We start from the raw sequence: 23,508 nt of genomic DNA, 5'->3' as shown, positions 1-23,508 counted from the left end.
ACCGCTATCAGATTTCATTTCGACAGTGGAAAATAGCCAGAAAAATTGGATAAAACACTCCCAAAAGCGTTCATTTGATATGTTCACTGTAGATCCGACTGTAGACACTTATATCATTTCATTTCCTAAATGCGGGCGTACTTGGCTCAAGTTAATGATAGGGCAGGCAATCGTGGGTCATTTAGGTATATCCAACACGAATCTTTTAGATACTCTACTAGACAGTAAATTTCCCTTAGCAAAATTACATCCCTCACTGCCAAAGATTCAGTTTACCCATGACGACGATCCCCACTGGAAAAAGCCTAATGAGTTAATGAAAACTAAAACACACTACCAAAATACAAAAGTCATCTTTTTGGTAAGAGACCCTAGAGATTTAGTTGTTTCAACTTATTTTGAACAAAAGAAAAGAGTTCAGTTTTGGCTCAATTCTTTAACAGAAACTCCACACCTCCAAGACTATCAGGAAAGACTCAACCCTTATGAGGGGGATTTATCCTCTTATTTGAATGAAGAAGTGGGCAGTATAGATACCATTATTAACTTCTACAATATTTGGGCAAAAAATAAAGATGTGCCTCGAGAGTTTCTTTTGACTCGGTATGAAGATATTCACCAAAATCCTCACGGAGAACTTCGTCGCATTATTGAGTTTTTAGGCATCGCCAATATCAAGTATGAAGTTTTGGATGAAGCAGTTAACTATGCTTCCTTTGATAATATGCGTCAGATGGAAACAGCAGAAATGGCAAATTCATACAGTTTAAAAGCAACTGATAAGAATGATCCAGAATCTTATAAGACGCGAAAAGGAACAGTTGGGGGTTTTGTTGAGTATTTGAGTTCCGAAGAAATTCAAGCTATTAATTGTAAAATAAATCAATCTCTTGCCGATTTATATGGGTATAAAAACTCAAAACAATTAACATAATGAATATTTGGTAAATTTCATCACCCTTATCGCCATCAAATGAACAATTCATCCTATAATATAATGCTCAAAATTGCGGGAACATCGGCGATCGTATTGCTGGTTTCAGCCTCCTGTTCACTCCTGTCTCATCTCAACTTTCACTATGCCATATTCGCCTATCTTTGTGCATTTGCAGTGGTTATTGGCGCGATATTTTTTACTTATTTTATCATCGTCAATCTTCATAGCAGCAATCCCATAAGAGTAGATCAATTAAGTCCTGACACTCCAGAAGTCGCCATTATTATTCCTATTTATAACGAAGATATTAATTTGTTGAAAGTGACCCTAGACAGCGTAATCCAACAGGATTATCCTCTTGATAAGATCAAGCTGTTCATTGCTAATGATGCTCACCGAGAAGATATTGCCACATTGATAACTGTCGTGCAGTCTGCCTATCCACAACTCTCCTGTTATCACATTTTACCACCCCCTAAAAGCTCTCCTGCTCGTCAAGGAGAAGGAAAAGCTGGCGCCCTCAATGCAGCTTGGCAGGAGGTTTACCATCGTTTCCCCCAGATAGAATATATAGAAACGCGAGATTGTGATGATTGTGTCGGAGATAGTCAGTTTCTTAGAAAATGTATGACCTATTTAATCGATGAACCTACTGTAGGTTTAGTGCAAACTTATAAAGAAACAAAACTGATAGATGAATCCGATCCATTTGATACCCAGGAAGTCTTTTTACAATCTTATGTTTTACCAGGAAAGATTACTCTAGGTGGTGTATTTTCGTTAGGATCGGGAGTTGTTTATCGTCAGCAAGCACTGGTAGATGCAGGCGGATTTGATGCTTGGAATATAGTCGAAGATGTAACGACAACCGTTCATATTCTCCAAAAAGGTTGGACTTCCCAAGCACTTGATGTAGTGGGTGTCTCGACTCAAGCACCTGTGAATGATCTGGAAAACTTCTTGAAGCAACGTTCTGTTTGGTCTTTAGATGCCTTGCGATTAGTGTTTTTTGCCGATTTGTCAGGGCTAAGTCTGAAGCAACGCCTAGCTTTTTGTACAAAAGGAATCAAAGAACTACTCTATCCCACATCAGTATTTCTCTTCAATGTGACCATTGCCATTTCTTTAATAGTTGGAGAACCAATGTTTTTGAGTGTACCGCCAATTACCTTTATGGCGATCGCATTTATCGCTCTTTTTGAGTTATCTGTCCTCAAAGGAAACGTGGTTTTTGCTTGGAAGCACAAAACTTTGGAATTTGCTTTGCTGTTTGCTAATCTGAAAATGATTTGGGTTGCCATTGTGAATGGGAAAGATAAAAAACCTAAATATATAGTCACTCGAAAGACTGCTCAACATCAATCCTATCTTCGCTATTGTCGATGGCATATTGTCCTTTTAATTCTATTATTCATCGGTATTCTTCGAGTTTCCATCTCCGGAACAATTCCAGAACATAGCATTTTATTTGCTGCTGCGATTTACTGGTCGATCAGAATCCTAGATGTCCTTGGTTTAGCATTGTATCAACCCCGTTATCTTCAAAGCTAAAAATATTACAGGTAATTATTGTTGAATCAATTCAACTATCACTAAAACTAATTTATGAACATCACCAAACCCAGACGAGGTGTCATCTATTGCGCGATTGACGCTTGGTCTTATTTAGAATTAGCGGTTATTAGTGCTTGTGCGCTGCATCAGGTATCCCCTGACGTAGAGATAGTCATCTTATCCAATCTAGACTGTCCTCAACTGCAAGCGCAGTTAGCCAAAATTAATATTTTTATCAAATCCATTGCTGTTTCTGAAGAAGAGAGACTTGAGAATGCCATAGTTTCAAGATGGCTGAAAATTAGTTTAAATGATTTAAGCTTGTTTGATGAAACCTTGTATTTAGATGCAGATGTTCTTCCAGTCAAACCGATTGACAAAATTTGGAGTTTGTTAGAGTTGGGAGATATCCTCATTTCACCAGATAGATTCCCTCAAGTTTCTCAATGCAAACATATTGCACAACAAGAGATTGACTATACCCTAAAAATCTGCTTTCCTGATTCTATTCAATATAATGGAGGCGTGATCCTTTGGAAAAAAGGTCTCCAGACTCAAACTCTCTTTGACACATGGAAACAAGAATGGAGAGTTTTTCAGCAGCAAGACCAACTGGCTTTGTGCAGAGCTATCCAAAAAACGAAAACAGAGATTGTTCATCTTCCACGTCAATATAATTATCCACTTGATTTGCTCACCGATTCTTGGCCTCTTGAGTTAAACCAAATCGATGCTACAATGTTAGAGGAAAAAGACATTAGGATCGTTCACTCTTATCATTCTGTCACCTCCAAGTGGAATATTTTCCGTCAAGCCGCAGAGAAGTTTATGCCCGATGCTACTCACCAAGCTCTTGGATATCTGCGCTCATACCTTCCTCCCAGCAAAACAATCCTAAATTAACAAAAATCCAAAATACTTAACGAATGGCTTTTTCAAAATCACTCATCTATTTATCTCCAGGAAACTTACCTTCACAATGGGCTCACACAGTACAAATTGCGAAAATGGCGCAAGCTTTTTCACGAAAAATCAAAGATTTTGAATTAGTCACCAGCGGCGATCTTTTGTCAATGGGTCAAGGAATGGATGCTGAGTTCCAGGACTGGTACGGACTCAAAGAATGCTATAAGTTAGTCCGCTTACCAGTACACCTCCAATCCCAGTTGCTGCTTCCTCAAAACTATAGAAATGTACTGTATTATAAGCTGGCTGTTATCTATAGTCTTTTTAAAGAAGATTCGTTAGTTTATACTCGCACATCTGAAATTGTGGAATTACTGCTTAAAATCGGTAAACCCGTTATTTGGGAATGCCACGAACCGATCGAAAAAGATTCTTTGCGAGCCAAATTATTGAAAGATCGAAACTTAATTGGTGTTGTGACTATCTCATCCCAATTAGCAGAAAACTATATTCAGCTTGGTTTAGATACTGACAAGTTATTGATGGCTCACAGTGGTGTAGACTTAAACAGTTTTCTGCCTGTTCTAGACAAAAATTTGGCTCGGCAGAATCTCTCTCTGGCAACAGAAGCAAAAATCATCCTTTACTCCGGTCATTTGTATGACTCTAAAGGAATTCCCACAATTTTAAACCTAGCTCGTCTCATGCCAGACTGCCAATTTTTATTACTTGGAGGATGGTCAACTGATGTTAATCGAGTTAAAAAGAATCTTCAAAAAGAAGGCTTATTAAATGTGTCCCTTATCGGTCACTTACCTCAATCTGAATTAGTCCCATACCTATATGCAGCAGATATTCTGATTTTGCCCACTAGCCAATCTTGGAATTTAGCTGAAGTTACAAGTCCGCTCAAACTTTTTGAGTATATGGCGGTTGGTAAACCCATCGTTGCTTCCGCTTTACCAAATATTATGACCGTATTGCGAGATAGAGAAAATGCAGTCTTGGCAGATCCAGACAATCCTATTTCTTTCCAAAAAGCGATAGTTGATTTGTTTGAAAATTCACATTTAGCAACTACTATTGCTGAACGAGCTTTTCAAGATGTACAGAATTTTACTTGGGATATTCGTGCTAATAGGATTTGGCAATTTGCACTAGCCAGATTCCAAGAATTTAAAAATACTACCTATCCTTCTCACCACCAAATGACGAGGTTTTTAAATTTAAAAAATTTATACTCGATCTTAACTTCTGATTTAGATCCTTTTTTTCAAGAAGTCATCAGTCAAGACAAAAATTCATATAATTCAGTAGATAGGCCTTGAAAATTGTTGTTATAAAAGGCAAAAGGGAATAGGGTAATTGATAGTGCTGGCTTTGAGAGGCTTGGTAGAAAGAATAAACCGTTTTTAGAGCCTGCCATTATCTCGCTTGAGGTAATACCAGGAGACAGAAACTGGAAACTTTAAACCTACCAAAGGGTATAGATTAGTTGTTGGGCGTGGGCAAGAATTTTTTCCATTGTTCTTGCGGTTAAAAGTTATTGCACGCCCTGCTGATAACACCACGATACTTATTGCCTAAAATGCTTTCTAAATCGGCACGAGAGCGAGTATCACCAGCATGGAACAAACAGAATTGAGGATTGGTCATCACCCACAACCATTTTTTGATACCTTTAACTGCCCAAGGGTTTTCGTCAAGTTGAAGTGCGGAATGTGGGTTTGATTGTGATATATTATTGACATATGCTGTAGTAATGCTAACAGTAGCGCCCTTCTACTCAAGTTGATTAATAGGAGAGGCAATCTCGCCTGAAACACTACTTCATACCATATAATATTGGTCAAGTGTAAGTTCATCCAGTTTCTCAAGGTTTTGTATGCAAGTTACCCCTATTACTTTGATGAATAATCGTCAGACAGACAGTCTAAATTTAGTGGAACGCAAAACTTCATATCAGCAGCTATTTGAATATGGTATTAGGCATAAAACCCCGTTTATGATGGCTATTATGAGTGCATTTATTTTTGCATTTCTCAAGTTTTTGATTCCCCAAGTAAGTCGCTATGCCATTGATGTTCTCATTCCGCAGAAACAATTTCAATTATTACCTTTACTAGCCGTAGGTATTCTATGTTTTTACGTCTTGTTTGGACTTTTTAATTCATTGCGCGTGTATTTGATTAATTTTTTTGCCCAAAAAGTAATCAATAGCATTCGCACAGACTTATACAATCATATTCAAAATTTATCCACGGGCTTTTTTGTCCACAATCGAACTGGGAATTTGATGAGTTACTTAGTGCGAGATGTTGATGCGGTTGGAAATTTATTCTCCTCACATCTGGCTGAACTGGTCATAGACATTGCTTCCATTTTAGTATTAATAGTTTATATGCTAACTATGGATTGGCAACTAGCAATTTTAGTGATTGTTACATGGCCATTAATTGTCTATATCATGCGGCTAAGTAAAAACAAGCTAGAAGTTGCTTACCGAGAACTCGAAACTCAAGCGGCGGAAGTTAGTAATATTCTGCAAGATACTATTTCTACTATTCAAGCGATCAAATCCTTTGGAAATGAGAAGTATGAAATAGACCGTTTTGCTGAGTGTAGCCATAACTATATGGATAGTAATCTCCGAGCTATTCGTCGCTGGTCATTAGTCTCACCAATTTTGAACATCTTGAATAATCTTTCTAGTATCCTGGTGTTAGTTTTCGGATCTTGGGAAGTCATGCTGGGAAGGTTAACAATAGGAGAATTAACAACATTTTTAATGTATGTTAATATAATAACCAAGCCTTTTGAACGTTTTAATGGATTGATCGATATCATCCAAAAAGCAATGGTGGGAGCAGAACGAATTTTTGAAGTGTTAGCTTTAGAACCAGAGATTAAGGAAAAAGAGGATGCCATTAATCTCAAATTAGTACGAGGACGCCTGAAATTTGAAGGAATTGAATTTGGCTATGAAGCCAATCAAACGATTATCCATAGCCTAAACTTAGATATTCAACCTGGGATGAAAGTGGCTTTAGTGGGATCTTCAGGCGCAGGAAAAAGTACGATCGCTAAACTTGCAGCTCGTTTTTACGATCCTCAAAAAGGTCGAGTTTTAATTGATGATTATGATTTACGAGATATCTCTTTGAAGTCTCTACGAGAGCATATTGGAATTGTTTCCCAAGAAAATTTACTTCTTTATGGTACGGTGCGAGATAACATTGCTTACGGTAAACTAGACGCAAGCGATGAGGAAATTGAAGCTGCTGCCAAAGCAGCCTATGCTCATGACTTTATTATGGAATTACCCAATGGATACAATTCAATTATTGGTGAGCGAGGAGTCAAACTATCTGGGGGACAAAAACAGCGTATTGCTATTGCTAGAGTTCTACTCAAAAACCCTGAGTTTGTAATTCTTGATGAAGCAACTTCGGCTCTTGATACCGAGTCAGAGCGCATGATTCAACAATCTGTAGCGACCATGTTAGAGAAGCGTACTAGCTTAATTATTGCCCATCGACTGTCTACAATCCAGAATGCTGATTTAATCGTTGTTTTAGAGAAAGGTAAAGTCGTAGAAACTGGCACTCATAACGATCTCATTCTTGCCGGTGGTCGATATGCAAGTTTCACAACTGTTGAATGTTAATGATTAAACAAATAACTGGCATTGACTCTTGTCAATGTCGTAAAGCTAGGCTTCAAAAAAATCATATTGCTTGTGCAATATTGGTTTGGATTAGATTAAAGAATTTAGCCTATCAAACTGGACAAATTATCAAATCAAGCATAATTTGTTGTCTAATTATTTAATTCAGCAACTCAAACGACCAAGCCAAGTATTCCTTTCCTATGTGCTTGGTTTGATTTGAATTGTCGCGTGGCTGGGCATGGGCTACGCCCGCTACCTATTTGTGCCGTAAGTCCTAATTTACTAACTTTGACTTTTAAAACATCCTCTTATGCCAGTCTCATCGATTATCTAATTTTACTGACGGTGCGACAAATAAGGCTGAAAGCAAGACAGTGTCAACAACGATTTATGGTAAAAAAAAGTCGGTCAAGTATTTTTAATAAGACCTATTTAATCAAAATGATACCTTTATTCTATCAAAAGCACTTAAAAAGTCAATTGAGTCTAGCATAATACCTGTTTTTCCAAATTTTGGTGAACATCTTACAGTCAATTAAAAATGTGAATTTAGAAAGGTTAGCTAATGGGATACCGTTACCAATTAAATTTGAGATTACAATAAAAAGAATACAAATATTTTTCTCATTACCAAATTAAAAAAAATTTTTTATCATTACAAAATGCTTATCAATATATATTAAGCAAGATAATTTACAAAATAAAAAATCATCTATCTAGCCATTGCTAGAACTAATTGGAGTCGGATAAATTTATTTATGCTGAGTATCATTTGGGATAAAATAGCATTTCCAATCCATTTTAAATTATTGCCTAAATTAGGTAGAAGTAACATAGATGAGCAACAAAAAGTCTCAAGTAATGCCACTTTTTGAAAATTGAAAAAAATATGTGTATTAGGTGATAGAGAATTTTGTTCTGTCAAACTCGCTAATTACCTTGAATCCTTGGTCGTGTACTTTTGATAAAAAAATAACGAATTTGTATAATTTTAAAATCTATATATTTTTTTTTAGTAATTAAATAATCTGTAATTAGCCCCAATATTATTATTTTTATTAAAGGTGTTAATGCCAGAAAAAATCGCGTTTTTATAAGCTTTAACCTTGCTTGTATGTAAATGGAAACGTAAAATCAACGGGGTAGCACCGAAAGAAGGATGGTTTATCTTAACAAATTTTGAGGGGTTATAATTGGCTATTTCTGCCTATAAACAAAAATTTTATTTTGAATAAATGTTTAACAATTCAAAAAAAATTATATGATTTATAGAAAAATAATCTAATTAACGATTTATTTATTTTTACTCATAGTTACTGCTTACTTTTTGGCGACAATTCAGGGTCAACAAATCAAAGGTAATACATAAATATATTGATCGGACTAAAGAAAATGGTAGAACGGAACGGAGACATAGTAGTTTGTATATCGGATTATATGGTCTTGGGTCAATTTCAAGGATGTTTGTATGGATTTAATCACCTAATTAATGAAATTAAATCGCAATAAAGCTAAGTAGTATCAACAATGTCTAAGAGCTATGAGGCTTATGGAGTCTGTCTTGTAGCTTATTTTGTCGCCCCGTAAACTAATTTTACAACTATTTTCTATTCCGGAAAAATGGGGAAATAAGTTATTAAATACATTACGCTATGCTTGTATGTGTTGACAAATTATGTTCACTAGATAGAAAATCCGATTATTGACATTTACCCTCCTCCTACGATCGGGATAACTGAATATATTTTTGTGAAAATGTTCAAAATTTATGCTGTTTGCAGCCTAATATGAACTTGAAAATGGTCTAAAAACAAACTCGATCACCGTTGATGATCTAAAATTTACTAAATGTATTCGATGACAATGAAATTGAAAACCGTTTTTTTTAGCTTAATTGTCAATTAAACATCAATATTACTTAATAGTAAATACATTTCAAAAAATTAATGTTTTGAGAACTATTTAGCATGAATCATTATTCTCAATAAGCACTATTTATTGAGAATAATCTTAGTATTAATCACTTTGAGCCTTTTAACATCGAACTCAGGTCATTTAAACTCTCTCGGTGTTCTCTGTGTCTCTGTGGTTTAAATTTTGGGTGTAAATTTTGACCGCAGAGATGCAGAATAAACAAAGACCTTTAGTCAAATTTCAGATTTCCGAGAATTATGCAATTTTCTTCGATTATTCGGGCGATCGCCCGATCGCCTCTCACCAGTGAACTGCTGGCGAAACTGCAACGGCATCACCAACTTCAGTTAAATGGAGTCGGTCGGTTGCCCAAGGGTTTGGTAGCCTCAGCCTTAGCCCAACAGCAGCAACAACATTTATTCTTAATTACCGCTACTTTGGAAGAAGCGGGGCGCTGGGCAACCCAACTGGAAGCAATGGGTTGGGATGCGGTGCATTTTTATCCCACTTCTGAAGCTTCTCCTTATGAGTCTTTTGAGTCCGAGGAGTTGACTTGGGGACAAATGCAAGTGTTGTCGGATTTGTTGAAAGTTAAGCATTCTCTGGATGCTAATCAGACAAAAAAAATCGCCATTGTCAGCACTGAGCGATCGCTGCAAACTCACTTGCCCCCAGTGGAAAAGTTTGCTGAATATTGCCTAACATTTCAGATAGGCATGAGTTGGTCATCAAAAACCGTGGATGAAACTTTGGTCAAACTCGGATATGACCGGGTGACTTTAGTAGAAACCGAAGGACAATGGAGTAGACGGGGAGATATTGTGGATATTTTTCCCGTGGCAGCGGAGTTGCCAGTGAGACTAGAGTGGTTTGGGGATGAATTAGAAAAAATGCGGGAATTTGACCCCTCTAGTCAACGGTCTTTAGATAAAATTGACCAACTAATTTTGACCCCCACTTCTTTTAGTACCATTATCCTCGGAAATTTACCCCCAGATTTTCCTGTCACCACCTGGGAACCAGACCTAGAAAATGTCAAAACCCTCAAAACTTTAAATCAACTTCCTAGGGGGCGTTCGCTTTTAGGATTAGCCTTTCCCCAACCCGCTTCTTTACTAGATTATCTGCCAGAAAATACCCTGGTTGCCTTGGATGAACCGGAACAATGTGCCGCCCACAGCGATCGCTGGTTAGATCATGTAGAAGAACATTGGCAAATTCAAAATCAAGCCTTAAAAAATATCGGCCAATTACCCAGCGAATTAGCCAGCCAAATAACCAGCAAAATACCCAAAATTCATCGATATTTTAGCGAATCCCTAGCGGATACGCAACGGCGGAATATCCTCTACCTTTCAGAACTAGAAAAAGACCTAAAAAATGCGGAAATTCCTGCCATCAACTTAGCCAGTCGTCCGGTGCCGGTGTTACCCCACCAATTTGCTAAACTAGCGGGAATGGTACGGGATGAAATTAGCCGACAATTTGCCGTTTTTCTGGTTTCTGCCCAGCCGTCTCGTTCCGTTTCTTTACTCCAAGAACATGATTGTCCGGGACAATTTATTCCTAATCCTTGTGATTATCGAGCAATTGAAAAACTAATCGACACTCAGCGGATTCCGGTTGGCCTAAAATATAGCGGATTAGCGGAAATGGCCGGATTTATCTTGCCCACTTTTCGCTTAGTGGTCATCACTGACCGAGAATTTTATGGGCAACATACTCTGGCTACTTCGACTTATGTTCGCAAACGCAGACAAGCCACTTCTAAGCAAGTAGATCCGAATAAACTTCGTCCGGGAGATTATGTGGTTCACCGCAATCATGGCATCGGTAAATTTCTCAAATTAGAAACCCTGGAAAACCGGGAATATTTAGTGGTAAAATATGCCGATGGTTTGTTGCGAGTTCCGGTGGATCAAATGGGATCCCTGTCTCGGTTTAGAACCACCGAAAATAAGGAACCGCAGTTAAATAAACTCACGGGTAAAGCTTGGGAAAATACCAGAAATAAAGTCCGTAAGTCTATTAAAAAACTGGCGGTTGATTTATTACAGCTTTATGCGAAAAGATCCGAGCAAAAAGGTTTTGCTTATCCCCCCGATATGCCGTGGCAAGGAGAGTTAGAGGATTCTTTTGCCTATCAACCTACCCCCGATCAGTTAAAAGCAATTCAAGATGTGAAGCGCGATTTAGAAAGCGATCGCCCAATGGATCGGCTAGTTTGTGGCGATGTGGGCTTTGGCAAAACCGAGGTAGCAATTCGCGCTATTTTTAAAGCGGTGACTGCGGGTAAACAAGTGGTAATGTTAGCCCCTACGACGATTTTAACTCAACAACATTATCATACCTTAAAAGAACGATTTGCCCCCTATCCGATTTATGTAGGATTACTCAATCGGTTTCGCAGCGATGCCGAAAAAAGGGATATTCTCGAACGCTTAAAAACGGGTCAATTAGATGTGATCGTCGGCACCCAGCAACTTCTAAGTAAATCCGTGAAGTTTCGGGATTTAGGACTGTTAGTGATTGATGAAGAACAGCGCTTTGGGGTGAACCAAAAAGAAAAAATAAAGTCCCTAAAAACTGAAGTGGATGTGTTGACTTTAAGCGCTACTCCCATTCCCCGGACATTATATATGTCTTTATCAGGAATTCGAGAAATGAGCTTAATTATGACGCCACCCCCGTCGCGCAGACCAATTCAAACTCATTTATCTCCTTATAATGCAGAAAGTGTGCGATCGGCGATTCGTCAAGAATTAGACCGAGGGGGACAGATATTTTATGTAGTCCCCAGAATTGAAGGAATTGAAGAAGTTGGGGCAAGGTTAAAGCAGATGGTTCCCAGTGCCAAAATTGCGATCGCTCATGGGCAAATGGAAGCGGAAGAATTAGAATCAATTATGCTCAGTTTCAGTGCCGGTGAAGCGGATATTTTAGTCTGTACGACTATCATCGAATCGGGATTAGATATAACCCGCGTGAATACCATCTTAATTGAAGATGCCCACCGCTTTGGGCTGGCTCAATTATATCAACTTCGGGGTCGGGTGGGACGCTCTGGAATTCAAGCCCATGCCTGGATGTTTTATCCAGAATCTGGCATTGGTTCCCTCACAGAAGCAGCGACAAAACGCTTGCGGGCGATTCAAGAATTTACCCAGTTAGGGTCAGGTTATCAATTGGCCATGCGCGATATGGAAATTCGCGGCGTCGGCAATTTATTAGGGGCAGAACAGTCAGGGCAAGTGAATGTGATTGGCTTTGACTTATATATGGAAATGTTGGAAGAAGCGATTCGGGAAATTCGCGGTCAAGAAATTCCCCAAGTGGAAGATACGGAAATTAAATTACCCGTGATGGCGTTTATTCCGGCAGATTATATTCAAGATTTGGAGCAAAAAATTAGCGCTTATCGGGCATTAACTTCCGCCGAATCTAAAAAACAACTGAGTTTAATTGCCGCTGAATGGAGCGATCGCTATGGCCCTATTCCTCCCAGCGCCCAGCAACTTTTCCGCGTGGTTGAGTTGAAACAATTAGCCAAAAGAATTGGCTTTTCTCGGATTATTCCCGAAGGCAAACAGCACGTCGTGTTAGAAACGCCTATGCTAGAACCCGCTTGGAACTTGTTAAAAGAGAATTTACCAAAAACAGTCCATGCTCGATTTGTTTATAGTCCGGGGAAAGTGACGGTGCGCGGCTTGGGCATTTTCGCGATCGATCAACAATTAGACTATTTGATTGATTGGTTCAGCAAAATGCAAGAGGCTTTACCAGAAAATGCCAGTTAGGGGATAGACGGTAGGGTGTGTTAGCGCAACGAAGTGGAGCGTAACGCACCTTACAGTGCTAGGCTAAAACTATCATATTTGTTAAGTTGCTTTTTTCGATCGCGATCGCTCCCGACAGCAGACCGTCTGACGTTTCAATTAGGAGGAAAGAATATCATGCAATTACAAAAGATCGATATTTTAGAGGATGGGAGATTATTATTACCGGATGAACTTAGAGAAAGCCTGAAAAATACCCCAGAGTTATGGATGGCGTGGAATGACGATATCATCGTCATCAACCGGAAATCCCCCGATAAATCTCAAGAATTCATCTCACAAGACGAGCGAATTAAACGTTTTTTTGCTACCGCAGATAAACTGTCGAAGTTCAATGAATTGGCTCCCATTTCAGAAGAGGAAATTCAGGCGGAAGTTGAGGCATATCGTTCTGAATATTGAGAACAGAAACCGGGTTTCTTTTCAGGATGCAAAAATTCTCTCAGAAAACCGCAACAGAAACTCGGTTTCTTGGGGGGAGGGAGCAATACCTCGATGTACTGGTCAATGATTAGCTGAATAACGTAGTTAATCATTAAGCCGTCTTATTTTTTTTGCGATTCATCATTACAGCACCAGCAGCTAAACCACCTAGAATCACACCTGTTATTGGTTCTGGTACAGGCTGAACTTCTACCTCTTGATAGGTAGATGTAAATAAGTTAGAATTTATTAGATTGCCATCTAATAAACTAACCCAGAAATCTCGTTGCCCGTTATTACTCAATCCTGGAGCAACTTGAAAATCAAATTCTATCTTTTGGTTTGGTGAGCCATTGGCTACATATTTATAATTTATGAATTGGTATTGACCCTGTTCTTTACTATTCCAAAGAGTCACAGAAAGATCAGAAGACTGAAACCCCATTGCTTTGTTGTCTAATTCATTTGAATCCCAACCCACCTGAAATTCAAATGTATCTCCAACGGCTAAACCTGCTTGATCAATATTTACAGTAAATGGTTGACGCGCTCCAACCGTTGTTTCTATATCTAAAATTGCATCACCATCTAACTGGGTCCCAGTGGGCGTGAACGAAATACCTGCTGCTTGTGCCGGTTGAATTATCGAAGCTAAAAGACTTCCAATAATGACGCTAGAAAGAGCTAATTTTGTGCTTGAGTACATAGCTTTGCACCATAAACTCTACATGACAAAACCAATCTAACCTGAGTAAAATGACTCATGTTGCCAAAATGGCAGAATGATCCTAACTTTACACAAGCTTCATAAAAGTAGCGAGTTTTATGAAGCTTGTGTAAAGCTGAAAAGATTCTCATCTGTATTTACCCTGACAAGACTTGGCTGAATTTTGGCATCGAGTTCCCAATGTAGAAGGGTTCTAGCTGTTCTACAGAACTATATACACAGGCGATTTGTCCGTCCTGATCCAGATCATCGGACAAAAATGACTCATGTTGCCAAAATGCCAGAAGGCTCCTAACTTCACACAAGGTTCATAAAAGCAGCGATTTTTGTGAAGCTGGGAGGAAGGGGAAAAGATGACACTGTGTATTTATCCTGACCTTTTTTTGCCCGATCGCCCCGCCCCCTGTTGGGGGTTAAAAAAATCCCAGACTTTCAGAAAAGCCAAGGATCGGAGGGGGGCGATCGCCCTTGGACAGAATCCAAATCATCTGTCAGTTGACCTGAAGCAGTGGGGTGGCACTATCTGATCAAACTCTGATCTGACGATGATGGTGTCATGTCATGTCCCATAGCATTGCCAACATTGAAGCCCGCATTTGGGTCGTAAGCAGAAACCAGAGTCAATCGTCCGTCTTGAATTGCTGAACGATAAGCCGAAGAGACCGCTTCTTTGCTCAAGGGATGAGCCAACATTCCCACCGTCGTGCCCCCAGTTTCCACCGCTGCCAACATCGCCGCGCGATCGACCCCTTTGGCTCCCCCGGAAACCAACTGAATGCCTTGATGAGCGGAAATTTGCGCTACTTTCTGGGTGTAATCCAGCCCAGTTGGATCCACCTCACGAGAACTAACGATCGCTAACCCGCCGCTGTTCAACAATGCTTGATTGCCGACTCCGTATAAAATCGGTGGGGCTGAATGCTTTAAATGTTGTTTCAACCTTGAATTACCCGGTTTCTGTGTACTAAGGAATATTCCCAATCACTTCTTCCCGATTTTTCAGCCAAAGTGCTAACCGAGAGGGTATTTCCGTGTTTAAGCGCAAGGGCAAGCCGTCGGTAGAGAGTGATTGGGCATAAGTGGCGCTGAGAAAGGGTTTGTAGGTTTTGGCTTCGGAGGTCTGCTGCTGGATAAAGGCAAGGGTAATTCCCCGGACTAGCTGCCGTTCGGATGCGCTTTCAGTTTCGCTGATTTCGTTTTCAAAGATACTGTCGTTTTTGATCGGGTTGGGGCTGTCTGGATCCGTGGCGCTGTAGTGGGTTCCATCGATCGCCGTCACCAGATATTTGGGTTGGGGCAAGTCTAAAAAGGGTCGCAATTGATGGGTGACTGCCGGTGTCCAAGGATCGTTGGTGCCTGCTAAGAGTAAGGTGGGGGTGTTGACTTCTTTCAGTCCTTTTTCCCCAAAAATCTGCCCAATTACCGGGTTAAGCCCGATCGCACCGACAACCCGCCGATCGCCTAAGTTTCTTTTTTTCGGGCCTTTGGGCAACTTCTCGGCCACGGGCGCACATTGTAGCCAGTCCGCTGGGGCTCTACCGACCACCTGCCGACGTTGGCAATATTTCTGTAAGTCTTCAAAGTTGATTTCTGCCCCAGCTAGGGCTAATACGGTATAGCCGCCCAAAGAATGTCCGATCGCGACTACTTTATTAGTATTAAAAGCTGGCAACGGTTGGGCAGAATTTGCTCCCCGTTGATTTTGGTTTAATTTTTCTAATTCGTTTAAGAGAAAAGTTACGTCTAAGGGGCGATCGATTAGTTCATTGGCAGGCAAAAGTTGACTGGGGTTAATGGTGGTCGGTAAATTCGTTAACCATTCCCGGTTACTGCCTGGGTGTTCTAAGCTGACTACGGTGATGCCATGACTGGCTAAGTGACGGGCTAAGTAAGTTAAGAAGGTGCGATCGCTGCCAAAGCCGTGAGACATGACTACTAAGGGGTAGTCGTTGGCTGGTGGGCGGTTTCTCTCTAATAATAAGGTTTGGGTTCCCCAGTAAATATCCACGGCGATCGCACGTTGGCGATCGCGATCGACAAAACTCAGAGTTTGCTGTTGTGGGCTAAAGCTACCCACCGCCGCTGGATCGAAATTAGGCAAAATATCCGAGGTTTCTACGGTGAGTTCTTTTTTCAGCAAAGAACTCAAAATTTGGGTTTCCCAATAAGGAGTATTTAAGCGAGTGGCTACAGCGATCGCCCCGGTTAAATCTACGGTAATATTTTCAGCGGGAAATGCCTTGAAAATGCCGATCAGACTTAAGCCATTGACACTTTCAATTGCTAGTTTCAACGCTGCTTTAATTTCCTCAACGGTATTTTCCGGCAAAGCCAGCATCAAAGCTTTCAAGAGGCGATCGCCAGCAGGAGTCGCCAACAGGTCATCAAAAATCGTATCCGCAATATTCGGGTCAATGTCCAAGCGACTGCCCAAAGCTTCTCGCAAAGTCTCACCCAGCAATGGTTCAAACAGTTCTAGATCGTCGGAAAGTTTGCCGGTTTCCACAAATTTTTCCAAATGTGACACCTGGATCGACCGTTCAATTGGCCCGATCCGCACGGTCAAACGTTCTGCTGCCCAAACTGGGGCCATACTCAAATGAGAGGAGAGCATAACCCCCGCCCATAATACAGATTTAAATAAAATGGATCGATTAAATAGTCGAGACTGCCATCCCTTCATCCCAGTCCCATCAGATTCTATGCTCGGTTTCATATCGGCTATCCCTTCAGCGCCTACAGTGATCGAAGCTATCTCCGTCATCTTAGTTCCTTGCAATTCATGTAGGGTGGGCAAAATCTTGCCCACCCTACCCCTACCTACCCCTACCTACATTTTTAAGGCGATCGCGGGAGCACCAAAAACGGGATCCATCGGCCAGCATATCCGTATAAATCCACATTCCGCACTTCTTAACATTTAATGAATTATTTTTACTAATATATCGCTTGTAATCTTTATCCTGTAAGCATTCTAGTTATCAGGATTCATTGCCCATAATATGAATAATTGTAATAAATTTTCTCATAAAAATTAGCTATTAAGAAGTTTTATTATTAAGTATTCCTGTAATGGCAGTTTTTCGTAAAAACATCCTGAATAGAGTTAAGATATGTAACGATATATGAAGATGTGCGGAATGTGGGTATAAATACGGAAAAAATTATCAAAAACTTCTATTTATATCAAAAGTTTTGCAGATTGTCAACATTTTTTATTCACTATCAAAAAAATTTTAGCCGTTCTTTAAAAAACACCAAAAAACCCACCAAAAATCTTTATGGTAACTTTACAGACAATCCCAAAAAAACAGGTTATATTAAAAACATGAAGAGAGGACAGGTTCCTGAGTGAGCCGAAAGCAACTGACGAAGATAATTATTTCACCTCTCTTCTAAGAAGTCTGAGTTAACTCTCAACTTCTTAACAAATTACTAGAAAAAACCAGAATTCTTACCATCTGGATTTATCCGTCAGGGAACTCAACAATAAAACGAAACTCACTCACAAAGGAGACATCTAAAACTATGAAATTTACCACTTTACTCACCGGCACTCTCGTTTCCACTGGTATCGTTCTCAGCGCAGTCGCTACACCAGCTTTCGCTGGGAAGCCTGCTGATGTTGGTGGTGGCAAACCCGATGGCGCAGCAGTTCTTGGACAGTGTGTAGATGCGATCGCCACTTTTGGTGCTAGTGGCTGTCTGGGTCAATTATCTGGTAACGATGATGGCGTCGGTCTGGAAAATACATTGAAGACATTGGCGACTGAATGGGGTGGCACCTGGACAAAAGCAGATAAATGGGACGCTGACAACAAGACGAATGAGAGCGGAATACTTACCCTGACTGGCGGCACTACTTCTGGAACATTTAATTTCTCAGGAATCACTGGACCGTTTGCCCTGGGAGTGAAAGCCTCCGACGCTTACAACCTGTTCTACTTTGACAGTGCAGCACAAGCTACTAAACAGTGGACAACCTTGGGTCTGATCAACAATGGTGGCAATACTCCTGGTCTGTCTCACTTGACCCTCTACACTGGTGGTCTTCAAAAAGAAGTTCCCGAACCTCTGACCTTGTTGGGTTCTGGTTTAGCCCTGGGATTTGGTGGAATGTTCCAGAAGAAGCGGAATGCTAAGAAATCTGCTAAGTAATTCTAATGGATGAATCCTTTAAGATAACACTACGTTCTTAAACAAATTCATAAAGCCACATCTGATGATTCAGGTGTGGCTTTTTATTTGGTTGTTGATTGTTGATTGTTGATTGTTGGTTGTTGATTGTTGGTTGGTTGTTGTTTGTTGTTTGTTGTTTGTTGTTGGTTGTTGATTGTTGATTGTTGATTGTTGGTTGGTTGGTTGTTGTTGGTTGGTTGTTGATTGTTGATTGTTGGTTGTTGATTGTTGGTTGGTTGTTGTTGGTTGGGGAAAGTCGTACGGGCGAATGGCCATTCGCCCGTACAAGTAAAAGTCGTACGGGCGAATGGCCATAAGGCCTGACGGATTATGCTTCGCAAGGACGCCCGTACAAATGAAATACCACTATTCACTATTCACTATTCACTACTCACTATTCCCTACACCCTAAACCCTACACCCTAAACCCTACACCCTCTCTTGCCCCTACACCCTACACCCTACACCCTACACCCTCTCTTCCTCCGCATCCCCGCTCCCCCTGGTTAGGGAGTAGCTTTACAGAATCTTTAAGTAAATTCTAGGAATTCTTCATCAAAACTTTATACTATATCCGCAAAACTACGGTATTATAGAGGAGCGATAGGAAGAGAGAATCTATTCCTTGATGAGCCGAATGCAATTGACTACACATCATAGTTCCATTCTCTCTTCAAATTCTGTAGAAGCCTGAGATAGATATTGAGCTTCTAAGTATAAAAACCAGGACTTATTTCACCGGGGAACGGATTAGTAGAAACGTTTCCTCAGAAACGCAAAGAAAAACAAGTTAAATTGGAGAGCAAGAACTATGAAAAACTTATTTGCAACGGCGATCGGCACCTCTGTATTAACCGCTGGTATCCTGTCCATGTCCGCTCTCGGTGCTTCTGCTGCTACTTTGATTGGTACTTACGACGGCAACGATACAGGTGCTCAAGGTACAGGTATCACGAACCTGGATTCTATCCTTGGTCCCGCTTGGACTCTCGCGGGCAAATCCGATGAAGGGCTTGGCACCTTCTCTTCAGGTGGTGAGGGTAGCCTAACTGGTACATGGTTAACTGGGTTGAGTGGTGCAGGTGCTTTCTCTGTCAAGGCTGCCGATGGTTATCTCCTGTTTGAAACCGATGACATTTCCACAATTAATTGGTCTACCCTGGGTCTGCTGAACAAAGGCGGACAGCAACCCGGACTGTCTCACCTGAGTGTGTACCAAAAAGAAGTTCCTGAACCTCTGACCTTGTTGGGTTCTGGTTTAGCCCTGGGATTTGGTGGTTACTTCCAGAAGAAGCGTAACGCCAAGAAATCTGCCCAGTAATTCTAATGGATGAATCCTTTAAGATAAGGCTAGGGCGTAAACATTACGCCCCTACAATAAATCAACAGAATTAACAGAAACGACATCTGATTTTTCAGGTGTCGTTTCTTTTTGTGTTGGTTTATTCCGGTTGATCCAGTGACTAAATCCCCGGCAAAATACTGGGTTTTTGTATTAATGCTAAACCATCATTAAGTTCCACTTTCCCTTCCATGACGGCGGCTAATTTTCGGGCATCCGCTTCCCGATAATGTCCGGTTCTTAAAAATAAGTCCATGTCCCGTTTAACCGCCGGTTTTAATTGTCCTTGGGGGTCTACTTGTTTGCGTTGATAGGTGGGATCTATTGCGGATTTGCCATAACTCCAGTGGAAATGTTCCGTTAAAATATCGGGGATGTAATGCAGGCGATTGACTCGTTTGGCTAAATCTGTAATCCATAAGTCATCATATAAACATTCAAACATTCCCGTGGTAAAGTAGCCGAGGGTTGAATACCATTGACGGCTGACAATGGGAAATGTACAAAGTTTGGCCCCCCAATGTCCCTCGTTAAACCACATACAAAAAATGCGATCGCGATATTTTTGTACTTCTTGGTCCAAGCGAGTATCCCAGCCAGGGGTATTATAAATTTGATCGTCCGCCGCCATAATTAATAAATCTCCTTGAGACTGTTGGGCTAATTCATTCCAACCCTTAGAAATCCCAATCGGATCGCCAACTACAAATAAACAACGGCTTAATGTTTTTAAAGCCAAAGCTTGATTCTGAAATTGTTTTACATAGTCTTCTCTGGTGGGGTCATCCGCATCTAGGTAAAACAAAACTTCGACTCTTTGGGGAATTTGGGCTGTTTCTAATACCGTTAAAATTAAGCGTAGGGCTTGGCTGGGTCTTTGCCTGGTGGGACATAGCAAGGATATTTTTTGCGGCAAAAGTGACATGAAATTCTCGATTTAGTCAATAACAATTTTTATTTTATATTTGTTTATTAGACAATTCTGGCTTTCATGCCGAAGTCGATCTCCCCAACCCTTCGCGCAACGCGTTGCGGATATATGAGGATCCACCGCCATCAGCTTTTTATAATTTTGCCAGAATTGTCTAATATCAAGGTTAACGGTGGGATACTCACCAGAAACCCGGTTTCTCCAGTTATCCGAAAATAAAATAGCCTCTCATTAGCGCGATCGCAAGGGCAAAAACCCGGTTTCTTTGGTGATCTTCATGGCCTCAGAAACCGGGTTTCTCTTCCGAGTCAAATTTAACCATAAATCTAGGGGCAATTCATCCGTTGCCCCTAGTGGATGTACAGGTTATGAGTCCGTCCCGTCCGGGTGATGTGGAAACGATTTCGATTTTTGATGGGACTCTGGCAACCCTTAAGCTTGCACCGAAGGCTTATTTTTCAAATAAGCAAACACACTTTTATCCCCAATATCATCAGGAATGTTTTGAAACAATTTGCGGATGGCAAAAACCAGAAAGAGGATCGCCCAAATTACCACCATGAGTTTTTCTGAGTAGGGTGATAGCCAACCAAGCAAATGTCCTAAGATTAACACTGGGACTAAAGGGGTTAGTATTTTGGTTTCTAGGCGATTAAAACAAAAGGCTTCTTTAAAATAGATCCCGGTCAACGCGGCAAAGGTCGGTCCAATGCCGAATAATGCGATCGGATCGTTGTAAACTGCGATCGCCAAGGGGTCACTACTGGTTAAACAGATCCACACCGCTGTCCCGGCACCGATCAACCAAAATACTTGCAACAGACGGTGTAGGATGGCAAGGTAGATATGGATCATCACCAAACTCACCCCTAAACCTAGGCAAAAGCAAGCATAAAGAGGGGTCAGTAGATTCGTAAAGCCCTCTGTGGTGTAAGGCCATACCACCAATGTGGTACTAATGGCAAAACAAACTGCTGCCACCATCAAGCCACTGCGGTAGATTTTCACCCCCAGGCGATCGCCTGGTGTAATCGTAAATTCACCAAACTGTCCTTGGTAAATTTCAGGTTCAGCCAGGAACTTGTTATGGTTCGTCATCGTTTTATCTCATCTCTAGAACTACGAGGATCCTGAAAAGCAGATCCCACTTATGTCTTATCACAGTCAGCACCGAGGAATGATCGATGTCCAAATCTAATCAACCGGATAAAAAAAGTCTCTCTCAACCAGACCTTCCTTGTTTAATTAAACTTGATGAGGGACTCTTTGGCAGTCGAATTTCCGAGAGAATTTCGCCTGAGATGATCGAACATCAACTACAGAATTTTCTCCAGAAACTTGAAGATTTTAGAATGGTTATAGAGGAAGACGAAACTTGGGATGGAGAAGACTACGACGACTATGAATATGAAGATGTAGATTTTGCCGAATTAGAACCGAAGATAATTTCTATTTTATCTTCTCAAAAAATTAAAGTAAATTGGTTAAATCTACAAAAATATTTAGCTTATTTAAATAAATCAATTCAAACCCCTTGTATTCTGACCGGAAATCAAGAATTTGAGTGGGAAGAATATTATATTTTTGGCCCTGGCACCCCCAAACAACATGAAAAACAGCGCAAAATTAATGCTTCCTATATGGATCGTTTTCAACTCATCGATCTAGTTAAAGAAGTTTCTGAATCTCAAGGAATTATGGCAGAAGTGGAACGATTAAGCGATAAAAAAGTTTTTACTCTGCCTTTATGCCAGCTAGAAGAGGCTGAACCTATCACCGCTAATTATGAGTTAATTGATACTTATGTGACTTGGTTTGAAAATTACCAGGATTAGTTATTTGTTTTTGATTATTTGATTATTAGACAATTCTGGCTTTCATAAGGATCGATCCCACCAACCGATGGCGGTGGATCCGCCATCGGCTTTTTAGCTTGGGAAAGCATTCTTGTCTATTGTATTAATCTTAATTTAAATAACTATAAATTATTTTCACGGTTGCGCCGACTTTTAAGTTAAGTTTGATGGCCGCACTGCCACCATTTACGGCAATTTCCACCCAGCCATGACTGCCCACTAAGGCGATCGCACTTCCAGGGGGAACATCACTATAGGTATTACCGGATTTCATGGTGACATCATTGATAGAAACAGTCCAATTTTTTCCTGGGATTAACTCACCGGGAATATTTGTGACTAGGTTGCCAAAGCGATCGCAATATTGAATACAGCCGATAATTTCTTCGGGGGTGTGAGTATAAGGGGCGATCGCTAATTGCACGAGAGTGGCTGGATCGATAGTTTTTCCCAGGTGGGCGATCGGCACCCCAGAGGCTAAATGAGCGCCCACTGGGGCAAAAATATCTCGACCGTGAAACGTTGCACTCGGTTCAGGGGTGCGCCAATATTCTGGGTTAGTCAATTCCACCGCCGCTAAAACCGTCGAAATACTCAGCCCACTGAATAACCCGTTATCTGGCCCAACCAGAAAGCCGCGATCTAATTGAAGGGCGATCGCTCGTCGCCGACTGCCCACCCCTGGATCCACCACCGCCACATGGACAGTCCCTTTGGGAAAATAAGGATAAGCACTCATCAGACAAAACCGACCCGCTGCCACATCTTGCGGAGGGATATCGTGAGTTAGGTCAATCACCTGAATGTGGGGATTAATGTTGGCGATCGCCCCCTTCATCACCCCAACATAAACATCACTCTGACCAAAATCCGTTAAAAGGGTGATTAAAGATAAATATTGCATATTAGCAATTGGTTGCTCAAAAGAGATTTGGCATTGCCCATTTTCAGATTTATTTAAATTTTAGTAAATTTTGCTACACTTTCCGCAGAATCATGCTATGTTAGAGAAATGTAAGCCATACTTGAAATTTAGTAAAAAAAAAGTCCACCATGAACAAAGAACGTCACAAAATTGTCAAACAAACCGCCGCCGTGCATCGTGAGAACATCCAAAAAAACTTACAGCACCGGCTAGAAATTGCCCGGAGCAAAGGCGATCAACAATTAATTCGTCTACTGGAAGCCGAGGCCAGCTACTTCAACTAAGCTGTAATCTAACAGCTAAAAGAT

19 protein-coding genes and 2 pseudogenes are annotated in these 23,508 nt (G+C 40.7%); 13 read left to right on the top strand and 8 right to left on the bottom strand.

What is annotated here, in order from left to right; all coding sequences use genetic code 11:
* The first annotated feature begins 25 nt into the window (after nt 1–25).
* From ABWT76_RS02420 to ABWT76_RS02405, 4 genes are read left to right on the top strand one after another with little or no spacing between them, the layout of a single operon-like run.
* Nucleotides 26–934, top strand: a complete 909-nt coding sequence (locus tag ABWT76_RS02420) for a sulfotransferase domain-containing protein (protein ID WP_156331938.1) — start codon at nt 26–28, stop codon at nt 932–934.
* 39 nt (nt 935–973) lie between these two features.
* Nucleotides 974–2,488 (top strand): glycosyltransferase, encoded by a 1,515-nt coding sequence (locus ABWT76_RS02415; protein ID WP_190883105.1) that lies wholly within the window; start codon nt 974–976, stop codon nt 2,486–2,488.
* Nucleotides 2,489–2,542: 54 nt separating this feature from the next.
* Nucleotides 2,543–3,394, top strand: a complete 852-nt coding sequence (locus tag ABWT76_RS02410) for a hypothetical protein (RefSeq protein WP_054468696.1) — start codon at nt 2,543–2,545, stop codon at nt 3,392–3,394.
* A gap of 23 nt (nt 3,395–3,417) precedes the next feature.
* Nucleotides 3,418–4,725, top strand: coding sequence for a glycosyltransferase (locus ABWT76_RS02405; RefSeq protein WP_354635589.1), 1,308 nt, complete (start codon nt 3,418–3,420; stop codon nt 4,723–4,725).
* A gap of 229 nt (nt 4,726–4,954) precedes the next feature.
* On the opposite strand, the pseudogene ABWT76_RS30630 reads toward ABWT76_RS02405, so the two are convergent.
* Nucleotides 4,955–5,101 (bottom strand): annotated as a pseudogene (locus ABWT76_RS30630) (IS66 family transposase); the annotation flags it as partial.
* A gap of 181 nt (nt 5,102–5,282) precedes the next feature.
* Between ABWT76_RS30630 and ABWT76_RS02400 the strand changes: the two are divergent.
* The 4 genes and pseudogenes from ABWT76_RS02400 (at nt 5,283) to ABWT76_RS02380 (ending at nt 13,219) form a co-directional block, all read left to right on the top strand.
* On the top strand, nt 5,283–7,064 hold the full coding sequence (locus tag ABWT76_RS02400) for an ABC transporter ATP-binding protein (protein ID WP_054468701.1): 1,782 nt from the start codon (nt 5,283–5,285) through the stop codon (nt 7,062–7,064).
* A 501-nt stretch (nt 7,065–7,565) separates the two neighbouring features.
* Nucleotides 7,566–8,586, top strand: a pseudogene (locus ABWT76_RS02390) (IS4 family transposase).
* Between the two features lie 652 nt (nt 8,587–9,238).
* Entirely contained in the window at nt 9,239–12,778 is a 3,540-nt protein-coding gene (mfd, locus tag ABWT76_RS02385; protein WP_190879294.1) for a transcription-repair coupling factor, read from the top strand.
* Between the two features lie 156 nt (nt 12,779–12,934).
* A complete protein-coding gene (locus ABWT76_RS02380; protein WP_190879292.1) occupies nt 12,935–13,219 on the top strand; it encodes a hypothetical protein in 285 nt (94 codons plus the stop codon).
* Nucleotides 13,220–13,352: 133 nt separating this feature from the next.
* Here ABWT76_RS02380 and ABWT76_RS02375 read toward each other — a convergent pair whose 3' ends face one another.
* Nucleotides 13,353–13,946 (bottom strand): PEP-CTERM sorting domain-containing protein, encoded by a 594-nt coding sequence (locus ABWT76_RS02375; RefSeq protein WP_190879290.1) that lies wholly within the window; start codon nt 13,944–13,946, stop codon nt 13,353–13,355.
* Between the two features lie 374 nt (nt 13,947–14,320).
* On the opposite strand from ABWT76_RS02375, the gene ABWT76_RS02370 reads away from it, so the two are divergent.
* The gene (locus ABWT76_RS02370) at nt 14,321–14,494 is read left to right on the top strand and encodes a hypothetical protein (protein ID WP_190879288.1); all 174 of its coding nucleotides are present in this window, start codon (nt 14,321–14,323) and stop codon (nt 14,492–14,494) included.
* Here ABWT76_RS02370 and ABWT76_RS02365 read toward each other — a convergent pair.
* Together ABWT76_RS02365 and ABWT76_RS02360 are read right to left on the bottom strand one after the other, a co-directional pair.
* On the bottom strand, nt 14,487–14,906 hold the full coding sequence (locus ABWT76_RS02365; RefSeq protein ID WP_242049992.1) for a DNA-processing protein DprA: 420 nt from the start codon (nt 14,904–14,906) through the stop codon (nt 14,487–14,489). The two genes, ABWT76_RS02370 and ABWT76_RS02365, sit on opposite strands and share 8 nt — an antisense overlap.
* A gap of 25 nt (nt 14,907–14,931) precedes the next feature.
* Nucleotides 14,932–16,776 (bottom strand): alpha/beta hydrolase, encoded by a 1,845-nt coding sequence (locus ABWT76_RS02360; protein WP_190879285.1) that lies wholly within the window; start codon nt 16,774–16,776, stop codon nt 14,932–14,934.
* Nucleotides 16,777–17,495: 719 nt separating this feature from the next.
* On the opposite strand from ABWT76_RS02360, the gene ABWT76_RS02355 reads away from it, so the two are divergent.
* Nucleotides 17,496–18,125: a PEP-CTERM sorting domain-containing protein gene (locus ABWT76_RS02355; protein WP_354635588.1), complete on the top strand. Its 630-nt coding sequence runs from the start codon at nt 17,496–17,498 to the stop codon at nt 18,123–18,125.
* Between the two features lie 69 nt (nt 18,126–18,194).
* Here ABWT76_RS02355 and ABWT76_RS02350 read toward each other — a convergent pair whose 3' ends face one another.
* Nucleotides 18,195–18,461 carry a hypothetical protein gene (locus ABWT76_RS02350; RefSeq protein ID WP_190879281.1) on the bottom strand — a complete coding sequence of 89 codons (267 nt, stop codon included), beginning with the start codon at nt 18,459–18,461 and terminating at the stop codon, nt 18,195–18,197.
* A gap of 496 nt (nt 18,462–18,957) precedes the next feature.
* Between ABWT76_RS02350 and ABWT76_RS02345 the strand changes: the two genes are divergently transcribed.
* Nucleotides 18,958–19,467 carry a PEP-CTERM sorting domain-containing protein gene (locus ABWT76_RS02345; protein WP_054468724.1) on the top strand — a complete coding sequence of 170 codons (510 nt, stop codon included), beginning with the start codon at nt 18,958–18,960 and terminating at the stop codon, nt 19,465–19,467.
* Between the two features lie 142 nt (nt 19,468–19,609).
* Here ABWT76_RS02345 and ABWT76_RS02340 read toward each other — a convergent pair whose 3' ends face one another.
* Entirely contained in the window at nt 19,610–20,413 is an 804-nt protein-coding gene (locus ABWT76_RS02340; protein WP_190879279.1) for a glycosyltransferase family 2 protein, read from the bottom strand.
* 438 nt (nt 20,414–20,851) lie between these two features.
* Nucleotides 20,852–21,517 (bottom strand): DUF2301 domain-containing membrane protein, encoded by a 666-nt coding sequence (locus ABWT76_RS02335; protein WP_054468728.1) that lies wholly within the window; start codon nt 21,515–21,517, stop codon nt 20,852–20,854.
* Nucleotides 21,518–21,603: 86 nt separating this feature from the next.
* On the opposite strand from ABWT76_RS02335, the gene ABWT76_RS02330 reads away from it, so the two are divergent.
* Nucleotides 21,604–22,254 (top strand): hypothetical protein, encoded by a 651-nt coding sequence (locus ABWT76_RS02330; RefSeq protein ID WP_054468730.1) that lies wholly within the window; start codon nt 21,604–21,606, stop codon nt 22,252–22,254.
* 130 nt (nt 22,255–22,384) lie between these two features.
* Here the strand turns inward: ABWT76_RS02330 and ABWT76_RS02325 are convergent, their stop codons facing one another.
* On the bottom strand, nt 22,385–23,179 hold the full coding sequence (locus ABWT76_RS02325; RefSeq protein ID WP_054468732.1) for an S-adenosyl-l-methionine hydroxide adenosyltransferase family protein: 795 nt from the start codon (nt 23,177–23,179) through the stop codon (nt 22,385–22,387).
* A gap of 149 nt (nt 23,180–23,328) precedes the next feature.
* Here ABWT76_RS02325 and ABWT76_RS02320 point away from each other — a divergent pair, with 149 nt between their 5' ends.
* Nucleotides 23,329–23,484, top strand: coding sequence for a hypothetical protein (locus ABWT76_RS02320; RefSeq protein WP_190879277.1), 156 nt, complete (start codon nt 23,329–23,331; stop codon nt 23,482–23,484).
* The last annotated feature ends 24 nt before the right edge of the window (nt 23,485–23,508 follow it).

Source organism: Planktothricoides raciborskii GIHE-MW2, assembly GCF_040564635.1.
In the GTDB taxonomy this organism is placed as follows: Bacteria; Cyanobacteriota; Cyanobacteriia; order Cyanobacteriales; family Laspinemataceae; genus Planktothricoides; species Planktothricoides raciborskii.
This window is presented reverse-complemented; position numbering and strand designations above follow the sequence as displayed.